This window comes from Protaetiibacter intestinalis (genome assembly GCF_003627075.1).
In the GTDB taxonomy this organism is placed as follows: Bacteria; Actinomycetota; Actinomycetes; order Actinomycetales; family Microbacteriaceae; genus Homoserinibacter; species Homoserinibacter intestinalis.
In genome coordinates this window covers 772,240-785,120 of sequence record NZ_CP032630.1, presented here as the reverse complement: position 1 = coordinate 785,120, position 12,881 = coordinate 772,240, and the positions used below count along the sequence as shown (strand labels likewise).

Genomic DNA, 12,881 nt, shown 5'->3' with positions numbered 1-12,881 from the left:
CGCGGGCCTACGACTCGAGCGCGTCGGCCTTGATGGTCGCGAGCGCCTGGTTGAACCCGCCGCTCGTGAGCGAGGAGCCGGCGACGCGCGAGACGTCGAGGGTGTCGATGTCCTTGCCGACCACGACATCCGCGATGCCGCCGGCGAACTTCTCCTGGAAGCTCTCGGCCTGCGGGTCGTCGGCCTCGGGGGTCACGGTGACGGCGGTCACGATGTCGTCCTCGAGGGTCAGCTCGACCGTGATCGACTCCTGGCCGGCGGGGGAGACGTAACTGCCTTCGGCGGTGTACGTGCCGTCCGTGTAGCTCGCCGAGGTGTCGGTCGAGCCGCTCCCGGAGCTGTTGTCGGCGGCGTCGGATGCGGTGGCGCACCCCGCGAGCGAGAGGAGGCCGATGCCGGCGATGCCCGCGATTCCGAGTGTGCGGTGGGGTCGGGGGGAGGTCGTCATGCGGTTCAGGATGTCAGCGAATCCTTGGGTCGGGCTGGCAGTTCCTATGAATTCGCATGGAGTCGTCCCGGCGGCGGAGTATTACGGGTTTGTTAACCGTCCGATCAAACCTTGCGCGTCTTTTGTTCGTACGCTTTACTAACAAACATGTCCGCACCGGAAGCGCAGCGAAGCGCCCCCCTCCGCGCCCTGCGCCCGAGCGCGAAGGTGCTGCCGGAGCACGCCCGCGCGCACAACCGCTCGCTCGTGCTGCAGACGCTCTACCGCGGCGGCCTCCAGAGCCGTGCCGACCTCGCCCGCGAGACGGGCCTCACGCGCGTCACCGTCTCCGACCTCGTCGCCGAGCTCATCGCCGACGGGCTCGTCGTCGAGACCGGCCAGCGCGACGAGGCGCGTCCCGGCAAGCCCGCCATCCTGCTCGACATCAACCGCGCCGGCCACCGCATCATCGGCATCGACCTCTCCGACACGGGCGTCTTCCGCGGCTCCGTGCTCGACCTCGACGGCGGCATCGTCACGCGCATCGAGGTCGCCACCGACGGCGCCGCGGGCGCCGAGGTCACCCGGATCGCCACCGAGCTCGCCCGCGAACTCGTCGCGGCCGCCGACCAGCCCGTGCTCGGCATCGGCATCGGCTCCCCCGGCATCGTCGACCTCACCGGCACGGTGCTCTCGGCCCCGAACCTCGGCTGGGTCGACGAGCCGCTGCAGGCGACCATCGCGACCGCCACCGGCCTCCCGGTGATCGTCGCGAACGACGCCAACGCCGCCGCCCTCGCCGAGCACAGCTTCGGCGACGCGCTCGGCGACTTCATGCTCATCCGGGTCGGCCGCGGAGTCGGCGCGGGCCTCATCCTCGGCGGCACCCCCGTGTTCGGCAGCCGGTTCGCGGCGGGCGAGCTCGGCCACGTCGTGGTCGGCACCGACGGCGGCGACCTCTGCGTGTGCGGCAAGCACGGCTGCCTCGAGACCTGGCTCTCGGTGCCGCGCCTGCGCGCCGGCCTCGCCGAGGCGCCGGATGCCGCCGCCCGCGACGCCGTGCTGCGTCGCGCCGGCGAGCGCCTCGGCATCGCCCTCGCGCCGGTCGTCGGCGCCCTCAATCTCGACGAGGTCGTCATCAGCGGCCCCGTCGAACTCCTCGAAGGTCCCCTCACCGAGGCGGCCATCGAGACCTTCCGCGCCCGCACGATGGCCGAGTTCCACGGCGATCTGACGGTGCGGATGTCCGAGCTCGGTCAGGACATCGTCATGCGCGGCGCCGCCGCCATGGTCCTGTCGAGCCGACTCGGGGTCTCCTGACGCCGAACCCGCAACACCCATGCACCAGCGGTGCCGCCACCCGGCCCATCGCAATTCAAAGAAGAAGGAAAGCACGAATGAAGCGAAAGATCGGAGCAGTCGCTGCCGCGACCGCTGCGCTCGTCGTCCTCGCGGGCTGTGCATCCACGCCCGAGACGCCGAGCACGGATGACGCGAAGGGGCAGGACATCACGTTCTGGCTCATGGGGGGTGACACCCCGGACGCGCTGCGCGACTACCTGAAGACCGAGTACAACGAGCGGACCGGGGGCACCCTCACTATCGAGGAACAGGGCTGGGGTGACGCTCTCGCGAAGCTCACCACTGCACTGCCTGACGCCGACAATACCCCCGACGTGACGGAGATCGGCAACACGTGGTCGCCGACCTTCACGACCGTCGGCGCCTTCTCCGACATCACCGACATGGTCGACGAGCTCGGCGGCGACAAGCTGCTGCAGTCCTTCGTCGACGTCGGCAAGGTCGACGAGGTCAACTACGCCCTGCCGTACTACTTCGGTTCGCGCTACGTGTTCTACCGCAAGGACCTGTACCAGGCGGCCGGCGTCGAGGTCCCCACGACCCTCGGCGAGGTGACCGAGGTCGCGCAGACGCTGCGCACCGACTCGCTCTCGGGCTTCTACCTGGGCGGCGAGGACTGGCGCAACGGCATCTCGTGGATCTTCGCGCACGGCGGCGACCTCGCGAAGAAGGACGGCGACACGTGGGCCTCCTCGCTCTCCGACCCGAAGACGATCGAGGGTCTCGAGGCGCTGCAGGAGCTGTTCACCACGGGCTCGAACGCCCCGGTGACCGAGGCCGACAGCACCCCGTGGGTGAACATCAACACCCAGCCCGAGGCGGCGGCTCCCGAGGCGGCCACGATCATCGCTCCCGGATGGGCGCACTGGTCGATCGGCGACCTCGCCCCCAACCCCGAGGACGAGACCAAGCCGATCCCCACCTGGAACGACGACGTGTTCGGCACCTACGTGCTGCCCGGCGTCGACGGCGGTGTCGCCCCGGTGTTCGCCGGCGGCTCCAACATCGCGATCTCGGCGGCCTCGAAGAACCAGGCCGGTGCCCGTGAGCTGCTGCGCATCATCTTCAGCTCCGAGTACCAGACCATGCTCGGTGAGAACGGCCTCGGCCCGGCCAACTCGGACTACGTCTCCGCCCTCGGCGACGACCAGTTCGCGCAGGCCCTCATCGAGTCGGCCCTCGGCTCGAAGCTGACCCCCGCGGCGCCCGGCTGGGCCGCCGTCGAGGGCTCGGGCCTGCTCGAGGAGTTCTTCGGCAAGGTCAACGGCGGCGGCGACATCACCGCGCTCGCAGCCGAGTACGACAAGAAGATCGACGAGCTCATCAACGGCTAGTCGGCACAGCCGGTCGGGCAGCGCGCGCTGCCGCTGCCCGACCGGCACCCCGGCACCGCCGCCGGACCCCGCAGCGCCCGCACACCTCTCGCCGCCCTCGCGGCATCCACCCGCACCTGCCAGCCTTGTCGAAAGGAGGTTCCCGCATGTCCGCGAAGAGCTCCGCCGTCCGCATCCAACCCCGCCGTACGGGTATCCCCTATTTCCTGATCGTGCCCGCGGTCGTCTTCCTGCTGCTCGGCCTCGGCTACCCGCTCGTCTGGCAGTTCATCACCGCCTTCCAGAAGTACGGTCTCGCCCAGCAGTTCGGCAAGCCGCCGGAGTGGGTGGGCTTCGCCAACTTCGCCGAGCTGCTCTGGAAGGGCGAGTTCTGGGCCGTGCTCGGCCGCTCGCTCGTCTTCTGCGTCGTGACCGCCTTCGTCACCGTCGTGGTCGGCGTCGGGATGGCGCTGCTCATGAACGCCGTCGGCAGGGCCGCCCGCCTCATCCTGCAGATCTCGATGCTGCTCGCCTGGGCGATGCCCGTCGCCGCCGCGACGACCGTCTTCATCTGGCTGTTCGACCGTCGCCGCGGCGTCGTCAACTACCTGCTCGACGCGATCCCGGGCGTCGACATGAACCGCTACGACTGGCTCGGCAACCCGGCCACCTTCTTCCTCGTGGCGAGCGTGCTCATCATCTGGATGTCGGTGCCCTTCGTCTCGTTCGCCGTCTACGCGGGGCTCACCCAGATCTCCGACGAGGTCATGGAGGCGGCCCAGATCGACGGTGCGAACGCCTGGCAGCGCTTCACCCGGATCGTCGGGCCGATGATCCGCCCCGTGCTCTCGATCGTGCTGCTGCTGCAGCTCATCTGGGACCTGCGGGTGTTCGCCCAGATCACCCTGCTCAAGGACGCCGGCTCGAAGTCGGGCGACTTCGACCTGCTCGGCACCTACATCTACAAGCTCGGCGCCTCCGCCAACGACTTCGGCATGGCGAGCGCCGTCTCCATCATCGTGCTGCTGATCACCCTCGCGCTCAGCTGGGTGTACGTGCGCGACCTGATCAAGGAGGACGAGGGACGATGACCGTCAAGCTCGGACGCATCCTGCTCACGGTGCTCGCGATCGCGCTCGCGGTCGTGTGGGCGTTCCCCGTCTACTGGATGGTGAACTCGGCCTTCATCTCGACCGCCGTGCTGCAGCAGTTCACGCCGCACTTCTTCCCCGGCGAGTACTTCACCACCTCGAACTTCACGGGCGCGGTCGCCGACGGCTCCTTCTTCGGCGCGCTCGGCATGAGCGTCTCGATCACCCTGCTCGTGGTGGCGTTCTGCCTCGTCTTCGCCTTCCTCGGCGCCGTCGCGATCAGCCGCTTCAAGTTCCGCGGGCGCAAGAGCTTCGTGCTCGCGCTGCTGCTCATCCAGATGCTGCCGGCCGAGGGCCTGTTCATCGCGCAGTACAAGATGATGTCGTCGGTCGGCCTGCTCAACTCGGTCGTCGGCGTCTCGGTCATCTACATCGCGGCCGTCATCCCGTTCACGATCTGGATGCTGCGGGGCTTCGTCGCGGGCGTGCCCGCCGAGCTCGAGGAGGCCGCCATGGTCGACGGGCTCAGCCGCTTCCAGGCGTTCATGCGCATCACCTTCCCGCTGCTGGCGCCCGGGCTCGTCGCCTCCGGGGTGTACGCGTTCCTGCAGGCCTGGAACGAGTTCACGGTCGCGGTCGTGCTGCTGCCGGCCGAGGCGGCGCAGACGCTGCCGCTGTGGCTGCGCGGCTTCGTGCAGGCCTCGGCGACCCGCGAGACCGACTGGGGTCAGGTGATGGCCGCGTCGACGATCGTCGCGATCCCGGTGATCGTGTTCTTCCTGCTCGTGCAGGGTCGCATGACGAGCGGCATCGTGGGGGGTGCGGTCAAGGGATGAGCGCACCGAACCCGTCCGCCGTCCTGCTCCCGGGCTTCGTCGGCACCGAACTGCCGGAGTGGCTCGCTGCGCGGCTGCGCGCCGGTCTCGCCGGGGTGTGCCTGTTCGCGGAGAACCTCGTCTCGGTCGAGCAGCTGCGCGAGCTCACCGCCGCGATCCGCGCGGCCAACCCGCGCGCCCTCGTCGCCATCGACGAGGAGGGCGGCGACGTCACCCGCCTGCACGCCGCCACGGGATCCCCGTTCCCCGGCAACGCCGTGCTCGGCCGGCTCGACGACACCGGGCTCACCGCCCGGGTCGGCGCGGCCGTCGCGGCCGAGCTGCGCGCCGTCGGCGTCAACCTCAACTTCGCGCCCGACGTCGACATCAACTCCAACCCCGACAACCCCGTCATCGGGGTGCGCAGCTTCGGCGACGAGCCGCGGCTCGTCGCGCGCCACGCGACCGCCTGGATCGCCGCGCACGAGGCGGGCGGCGTCGCGGTGAGCGCCAAGCACTTCCCGGGCCACGGCGACACCTCCGCCGACTCGCACCTCGCGCTGCCCGTCGTCGACCTGCCGCTCGAGGTGCTCCGCGAGCGCGAACTCGTGCCCTTCGTCGCGGCCGTCGCGGCCGGGGCGCGCACCATCATGTCGAGCCACATCCTGCTGCCGCAGCTCGACCCCGCCCAGCCGGCGACGTTCTCGCCACGGATCCTGCGGGAGCTGCTGCGCGGCGAGCTCGGCTTCGAGGGGGTCGTCGTCTCGGACGCGCTCGACATGGCCGGCGCCTCGGGCGAGATCGGCATCCCGGCGGCCGCCGTGCGTGCGCTCGCGGGAGGCTGCGACCTGCTGTGCATCGGCACGCGCAACACCGAGCGGCAGCTCGCCGAGATCGAGATCGCGATCGCCGACGCGATCGCCGACGGTTCGTTGGCGGCCGAGCGGCTCGACGACGCCGTCGCCCGCGTGACCGCGCTCGCCGGGGGACTCGTCGCCGAGGAGGCCCCCGTGCCCGCGCCGTTCGAGCTCGACCCGGCCGTGATCGCGCGCGCCTTCGAGCTGCGCGACGGCGTCGCGCTCGATCCGGCGGCCCGCATCCTCGCCCTCGAGACGACCGCCAACGTGGCCGTCGGCGAGGTGCCGTGGGGGCTCGCGGGCGTCGGCGTCGAGGTCGAGGTCGTGCGCGAGGGCGACGCACTGCCGGCATCCGATGCGCCCTACCTCGTCGTCGGCAAGGACAACCACCGTCGCGCGTGGACGCGCGAGCTCATCGACCGGGCGCGCACCGCGCAGCCCGGCACCGTCGTCGTCGACATGGGGTGGCCCGGCCCCGACCGCCGCTACGCCGACGTCGCCACCTTCGGCGCCTCGCGCGCCGTGTCGCTCGCCCTCCGGGGCCTCATGGAAGGGACCTCGCGGTGAGGGTCGGCATCGACATCGGCGGCACCAAGACGGATGCCGTGGCGATCGGCGACGACGGGCGCGTCGCGCACACCCTGCGCCTGCCGACCGGATTCGGCGCCGACATCGTGCTGCTCACCGCCGTCTCGGCGGTGCACCAGCTCTCCGAGGCGTCGGGCACCGCGGTCGAGGAGTTCGCCTCCATCGGCATCGGCATCCCGGGTGCCGTCGACCCGGCGACCGGGCGCGTGAGCCACGCCGTCAACCTGGGGCTCGAGGACCTCGAGCTGGGCGCCCGCCTGCAGGAGCGCCTCGGCCGCGCGGTGCGGGTCGAGAACGACGTCAACGCGGCGGCCCTCGGGGCGTTCCACCTGCTCGAGCGCGGCCCGACCCGGTCGATGGCCTACCTCAACCTCGGCACCGGCCTCGCCGCCGGTCTCGTGGTCGGCGGCCGGCTCTGGCGGGGCGTGCGCGGGGTGGCGGGCGAGATCGGGCACATCCCCGTCGACCCCGCCGGCCCGGTCTGCCCCTGTGGCCAGCGCGGCTGCCTCGAGCTCTACGCCTCCGGCTCGGCCGTCGCCCGGCAGTGGCCGAGCGACGACCCGCTGCCGGTGCGCGCGCTCTTCGCGGCCGCCGCATCCGGCGACGCCGCCGCGACCGCCGTGCGCGACCGCCTGCTCGAGGCGACCGCCGAGGCGGTGCGCCTGCTCGTGCTCGCGGTCGACGTCGACGACGTCGTCATCGGCGGCGGCATCAGCCGCCTCGGCGACGCGCTGCTGGACGGCGTGCGCGGCGTGATCGCACACTGGGAGAGGGACTCGGCGTTCGTCGCCTCCCTCGGCCTCGGGGAGCGCCTGCAGCTGCTGCCCGCCGACTTCCCGGCGGCCGCGGTCGGGGCGGCCTTCGTGGGCGAGGGCGAGCCGAGCACGGAGGAGGTGGCCGCATGGCCGAGGTCGTGATCCTGTCCGGCGCCCCGGAGGAGGCGAAGGCCGCCGCGGGCGAGCTCGCCGCGGGGCTCATCGCCTCCGTCGTGCGGGCGAAGCCCGACGCCGTGCTGGGGCTCGCGACCGGGTCCACCCCGCTGCCGGTCTGGTCGGCGCTCGCCCGGGCCGGGCTCGACTGGTCGCGCGTGCGCGGCTTCGCGCTCGACGAGTACGTCGGGCTGCCGGCCGGCCACCCCGAGAGCTACCGCGCGGTCATCACGCGCGAAGTCGTCGACACCCTCGGCCTCACGCCGTCGCTCGTCCACGTGCCTGGGGACGACGGCGGTGGGATCGCGACCGCGGGCGCCCGCTACGAGGCCGCGATCGCCGCGGCCGGGGGTGTCGACATCCAGGTGCTCGGGATCGGCCGCACCGGCCACATCGGCTTCAACGAGCCGGGGTCGTCGTTCGCCTCGCGCACGCGCGTGAAGACGCTCACCGAGGCGACCCGCGCCGACAACGCGCGCTTCTTCGACACGCCGGGCGACGTGCCGCGGCACTGCCTCACGCAGGGCCTCGGCACGATCCTCGACGCGCGCGCCCTCGTGCTGCTCGCCTTCGGCGAGGCCAAGGCGGACGCCGTCGCGGGTGCCGTCGAGGGGCCGGTGTCGGCGTCGCTGCCGGGATCCGCCATCCAGCTGCACCCCGAGGTGACGGTCATCCTCGACGAGGCCGCCGCCTCGAAGCTGCGCTTCGCCGACTACTACCGCTACGCCTGGGCCAACCGCCCCGACTGGGCCCGCTGACCGCTCAGCGGATGCGCGCGCCCGCTGCCCACACGGCCGTGACGGCGCCGTCGGCGTCGAGGGCCACCGCGTCGGCGGCGTAGCCGGGCTCGAGGAGGCCGAGGCGGTCGCCGTAGCCGAGCGCGCGGGCCGGGACGGCGGTGACCGCGCCCACGGCATCCGGCCACGGCAGCCCCACCACGTCGACCGCGCGGCGCAGGGCCGCGTCGAGGGTGAGCGTGGAGCCCGCGATCGTGGAGGTGCCCGAGAGCACGGCGAGGCCGTCGCGCACCGTCACGTTGAGGGCGCCGAGGCGGTAGTCGCCGTCGGCGCTCGCCGCCGCGGCCATCGCGTCGGTGATGAGGGCGACCCGCGAAGGGGCCTCGTCGAAGGCGAGCGCCACGACCGTGTCGTGCACGTGGTGGCCGTCGAGGATCACCTCGAGCGTCACCCGTTCGTCCGAGAGCGCCGCGATCACGGGGCCCGGTTCGCGGTGGTGGATGCCGTTCATGGCGTTGAAGGCATGCGTCAGGATGCTGGCCCCGCGGTCGAAGGCCCGCGCGGCGGTCTCGAAGTCGGCCTCGGTGTGGCCCACCGCCACCCGCACGCCCGCCGCGACGAGCACGTCGATCGCGGCATCCGCGCCGGGGAGCTCCGGCGCGATCGTGATCTGCCGCAGCGTGCCGTGGGCGGCCGCGATGAGCTGCTCCACCTCGATGAGGTCGGGCTCGCGCAGGTAGTCGACGTGGTGCGCCCCGCGCCGCCCCGGGGCCAGGAACGGGCCCTCGAGGTGCGTGCCGAGCACGAGCGGGTCCGTTGCGCAGAGCTCGGCGACCTCCGCCAGCGCCGACCGCAGGGCCGCGAGCGGGTTGGCGACGAGCGAGATCACGGAGCGCGTCGTGCCGTGGGCGCGATGTGCGGCGAGGGCCGCCGCGAGCTCCTCGCCCCCGTCGTCGTAGGCGTGCCCGCCGCCGCCGTGGCCGTGGATGTCGATGAAGCCCGGCACGAGCCGCGCGCCGCCGAGATCCACCGACTCCGCGGCCTCCGGCGGGGCGCCCGCACCGACCGCGACGATCGCGTCGTCGCGCATGAGCACCCAGCCGTCCGGGGTCTCGCCCCGCTCGTCGGTGAGGAGGGCGGAATACAGCAGGAGCGTCACGATCCGAGCGTAGGGGAGTCGCGGGCGGGCGGGCTCTTGACGGGCCGCCCGGCGGCGACTACCGTCCAGCGTTCGTGACGACCCGAACGTTGCGTGACGCCGTCGCCGCGGCCGACGCCGAGCGTTTCACGGGCCGGGAGGCCGAGCTGGCGATCGTGCGCGCCCTCCTCGACCCCGCCGGCAGCCGCCGCGTGCTCTACGTGCACGGGCCGGGCGGCATCGGGAAGTCGGCCCTGCTGCGGGCCACCGCGCGTCTCGCGGCGGCGGCGGGGTTCGAGGTCGAGACCCACGACGCGCGGGTGCTGCCGGCCGATGTCGCGCAGCTCGTGGAGCGGGTGGCGGGAGGCTCCTCCACGGGTCGCTGCGTCGTGATCGACGAGGTCGACGCGCTGGGCGCCGCACTGCACCCGCTGCGCGACGCCCTGCTCGACCGGCTCGACGAGGCCTCCCGCATCGTGCTCGCGGGGCGATCGGCGCCCAACCCCTCCTGGCACTCCGACGGGCTGCCGGCGATCCTCGTCGACCTGCCCCTCGCCCCGCTCGACGACACCACTGCCGACGAACTGCTCGCGGCGGGCGGCGTGCTCGAGCAGGCGCGGCGTGAAGAGATCATCGACTGGGCCCAGGGCTCGCCGCTCGCCCTCACGGTGGCGGCGGCGGTGCCCGCCGGGGCGCCGGGATCGCGGGAGTCCGAGCTCGAGGGGCGCCTCACCGCCTGGCTCGCCGGCCAGCCCATCCTCTCCGTCGACCCGGCGGTGCTCGAGGTCGCCGCACTCGTCCCCGCCGTCGACGCGCGCCTGATCGCCGCCGCCCTCGCGGGGCGCTCGACCCGGGATGCCATGCGCGGGCTCGCCGCCCTGCCCGTCGTGCAGCGGCTGGGGAACGGGCTCGCGCTGCACCCCGTGCTGGCATCCGCGATCCGCGCGCGACTCCGGGCGACCGCCCCCGCCCACTACCACCAGCTCGTGCGCCGCATCGCCTTGCATCTCGGCATGCGGGCCCGGATGGGCGACATGGACGCGCTCATCGAGCTCTCGCAGTTCATCGAGAGCGAGGAGTACCGCAGCGCGATCTCGAACCGCCCGAGCGCCACCCACTACGCCGACTCGGCCGCTCCCGGCGAGTTCGAGGAGTTCGCCCGCGCGCACGGCTTCGCCGACCGACCCGGATGGGCGGAGCTCGCCGAGTGGCGGGCCGCCCCCGAGCTCGACTTCGTCATGCGCCGCAGCGACGGCCGGGCGCTGCTCTACAACCGGCTCGTGCTCGCCTCGCGGCTCGTCGCGATCGGACCGGTCACCGCGAGCCTCATCGGCGCGGTGCAGGCGACGGGCCTCGACCCCGAGCGCACCTTCGCCGGGGTGACGCTCCACGCCGACGTGCCCGAGCACGACCGGGCGGAGGCGTCGCGGCTCGCGAGCGGCGCGTTCATGCACCGGGTGGGGATGCCGGATCTCCAGGGGGTGCTCATCCACTTCGCGGCGCCCGAGCGCAACCCCATCCGCGCCGAACTGCTCGGGGGCGAGGTGCGTCCCGAGGGGGGTCTCCCGGTGACCGTGGTCGACCTGCGCCCCTTCGGCGCGGCCGGCTTCGTCGAGGCGCTCGTGCTGCACGAGCACGGCTTCCCGCCGCGATCCGTCGCCCCGCGCGAACTGCTCGAGCAGGGGGAGGATCCCGAGCGCGAGGCGCGGCTGCGCGCGGTGCTCGACCGGGCCTTCGGCGCGACCCCCGACGACCGCCGCCTGCGGCAGGTGATCGAGCTCGCGCACCTCGGGCCGCGGCGACGCGAGGAGGAGCTGCTCGCCGAGCTGCACGTGAGCCGTCCCACCTGGTACCGGCTGCTGCGCCGGGCGCGCGAGCGGGTGCTCGCGGCGGCCGAGGAGGCCCCCGCGGCGCCGTGAGACTCTCACTTTGATACTGCCGTGAGACCGTGCGGATCCCTAGTTTCGAGCCGCAGCGCACCTTACCCTGCCCACCCGCACCAGGAACATCGAGAACGAGGCGACCCGTGTCCGCAACCACCACCCGATCCGTCCGGCGACCCCTCACGGCCGTCGCCGCCACCGCGCTCCTCGCGCCCGCCTTCGCGGGCTGCAGCCTCATCCCCTCGGTGGGGGGAGGCGGCGACGCATCCGTCACCTACGACGGCAAGGACTCGAGCGCCGTGCAGTCGGCGACCATCCAGTTCTCCGGTCAGGGCACCTTCATCGAGCCCGACACCCTCGACCCCGCCGAGTACTCCTGGTCGGGCTCCGGCTTCTTCATCACGCCCGACGGCATCGCCGTCACCAACAACCACGTCGTGACGGGTGCCGGCTCGCTGAGCGTCACCATCGGCGGCGAGGGCAAGAGCTACCCGGTGCGCGTGCTCAGCACCTCGGAGTGCCTCGACATCGCGGTCGTCCAGGTGGACGTCGACGACCCCGTGCCGTACTTCGGCTGGGCGAAGGGCGAGATCTCCACCGGCAGCGAGGTCTACGCGCTCGGCTACCCGCTCGGCGACCCGACCTTCTCGATGACGAAGGGCGCCGTCGTCAAGGCCGACTACGCCTTCGACACCTTCGACAACGTGGTCGAGCACGGCATCCAGTCGGATGCCACGATCCGCGGCGGCAACTCGGGCGGCCCGCTCATCGACTCCGAGGGCAAGGTCGTCGCCGTCAACTTCTACGGCAACGACCAGATCGCCACCTCCAACTACGCGATCGGCCGCGACGACGTGCTCCCGGTGCTCGACGACCTGAAGGCCGGCAAGTCGGTGCTGAGCCTCGGGCTGAACCTCGCCGCCCTCACCACCGACGACCCGTACGGCCTCTCCGGCATCTGGGTGCAGTCGGTCGCCGCGGGCAGCGCCGCCGACAAGGCGGGCATCGAGCCCGGCGACGTGCTCGAGAAGCTCGGCGGCGTCACCCTCGCGGGCCCCTCGAGCCTCTCGCAGTTCGAGGGCACCACCGAGGGCACCATGAAGAACTACTGCGACGTGCTGCAGACGAAGGGCGTCGACGCGGCCATCGAGGTGGAGGTGTACCGTCCCTCGACCGACGAGCTGCTCGAGGGCGAGGTCAACGGCAGCGGTGAGATCGAGGTGACCCAGAGCGGCGTCTACGGCGGCGGCGGCAACGACGTCCCCACCGGCTACACCACCGTGTCGAGCGACGACGGCCGCATCGTCGTCTCCGTGCCGGCGGAGTGGACCGACCAGGCGACCACGCCCGGCAGCGGCGAGACCCAGCTGCAGGTGAGCACCGACCTGAACTCCTTCGGGGCGCTCGCCGCGGAGGGCGTCGAGCTGCACGCGACCGCCTACCAGGCGCTCGGCACCCCGTCCGACGTCATCGCGACGCTCGACAACGGACTCGCGGGCGTCGGCTGCTCTCCCGCATCCGGCCAGGTCGATCAGGCCTACGACGACGGCTACTACACGGGCCTGTGGTCGGTGTTCACCGGCTGCTCCACGGGTGCGGATGTGGGGGTCGTCGTGGTCGACTCCGTCGACGGCTCGGCATCCGGGTACCTCATCATCGTCGGCACCTTCGGCGAGGCGGCCACGAGCGACCCCACGGTCATCCAGATCCTCAACACCTTCATCCTGAGCTGAGGCGTCGG

The 12,881-nt window shown here is 72.5% G+C and carries 11 protein-coding genes; 9 read left to right on the top strand and 2 right to left on the bottom strand.

The window, feature by feature from the left end:
• Window positions 1–7: 7 nt before the first annotated feature.
• On the bottom strand, window positions 8–448 hold the full coding sequence (locus tag D7I47_RS03830; RefSeq protein WP_120761818.1) for an FMN-binding protein: 441 nt from the start codon (window positions 446–448) through the stop codon (window positions 8–10).
• 147 nt (window positions 449–595) lie between these two features.
• Between D7I47_RS03830 and D7I47_RS03825 the strand changes: the two genes are divergently transcribed.
• The 7 genes from D7I47_RS03825 to D7I47_RS03795 all read left to right on the top strand — a co-directional run bounded on the left by D7I47_RS03825 (window position 596) and on the right by D7I47_RS03795 (window position 8,140).
• Window positions 596–1,747 carry an ROK family transcriptional regulator gene (locus tag D7I47_RS03825; RefSeq protein ID WP_120761817.1) on the top strand — a complete coding sequence of 384 codons (1,152 nt, stop codon included), beginning with the start codon at window positions 596–598 and terminating at the stop codon, window positions 1,745–1,747.
• Window positions 1,748–1,824: 77 nt separating this feature from the next.
• The gene (locus D7I47_RS03820) at window positions 1,825–3,123 is read left to right on the top strand and encodes an extracellular solute-binding protein (protein WP_120761816.1); all 1,299 of its coding nucleotides are present in this window, start codon (window positions 1,825–1,827) and stop codon (window positions 3,121–3,123) included.
• A gap of 146 nt (window positions 3,124–3,269) precedes the next feature.
• Window positions 3,270–4,193, top strand: a complete 924-nt coding sequence (locus D7I47_RS03815; protein ID WP_120761815.1) for a carbohydrate ABC transporter permease — start codon at window positions 3,270–3,272, stop codon at window positions 4,191–4,193.
• Entirely contained in the window at window positions 4,190–5,029 is an 840-nt protein-coding gene (locus D7I47_RS03810) for a carbohydrate ABC transporter permease (protein ID WP_120761814.1), read from the top strand. Before D7I47_RS03815 ends, D7I47_RS03810 begins: the two co-directional genes overlap by 4 nt.
• Window positions 5,026–6,432: a beta-N-acetylhexosaminidase gene (nagZ, locus tag D7I47_RS03805; RefSeq protein WP_120761813.1), complete on the top strand. Its 1,407-nt coding sequence runs from the start codon at window positions 5,026–5,028 to the stop codon at window positions 6,430–6,432. The genes D7I47_RS03810 and nagZ overlap by 4 nt, the downstream gene beginning before the upstream one ends.
• Window positions 6,429–7,370 (top strand): ROK family protein, encoded by a 942-nt coding sequence (locus D7I47_RS03800; RefSeq protein ID WP_120761812.1) that lies wholly within the window; start codon window positions 6,429–6,431, stop codon window positions 7,368–7,370. Before nagZ ends, D7I47_RS03800 begins: the two co-directional genes overlap by 4 nt.
• The gene (locus D7I47_RS03795; protein ID WP_120761811.1) at window positions 7,355–8,140 is read left to right on the top strand and encodes a glucosamine-6-phosphate deaminase; all 786 of its coding nucleotides are present in this window, start codon (window positions 7,355–7,357) and stop codon (window positions 8,138–8,140) included. Before D7I47_RS03800 ends, D7I47_RS03795 begins: the two co-directional genes overlap by 16 nt.
• Before the next feature lie 4 nt (window positions 8,141–8,144).
• Here the strand turns inward: D7I47_RS03795 and nagA are convergent, their stop codons facing one another.
• Window positions 8,145–9,278, bottom strand: a complete 1,134-nt coding sequence (gene nagA / locus D7I47_RS03790; RefSeq protein ID WP_227000827.1) for an N-acetylglucosamine-6-phosphate deacetylase — start codon at window positions 9,276–9,278, stop codon at window positions 8,145–8,147.
• A gap of 74 nt (window positions 9,279–9,352) precedes the next feature.
• Here nagA and D7I47_RS03785 point away from each other — a divergent pair, with 74 nt between their 5' ends.
• Window positions 9,353–11,176 carry an AAA family ATPase gene (locus D7I47_RS03785; RefSeq protein WP_120761810.1) on the top strand — a complete coding sequence of 608 codons (1,824 nt, stop codon included), beginning with the start codon at window positions 9,353–9,355 and terminating at the stop codon, window positions 11,174–11,176.
• Window positions 11,177–11,283: 107 nt separating this feature from the next.
• Window positions 11,284–12,873 carry a S1C family serine protease gene (locus tag D7I47_RS03780; RefSeq protein WP_170154360.1) on the top strand — a complete coding sequence of 530 codons (1,590 nt, stop codon included), beginning with the start codon at window positions 11,284–11,286 and terminating at the stop codon, window positions 12,871–12,873.
• Window positions 12,874–12,881 lie beyond the last annotated feature (8 nt).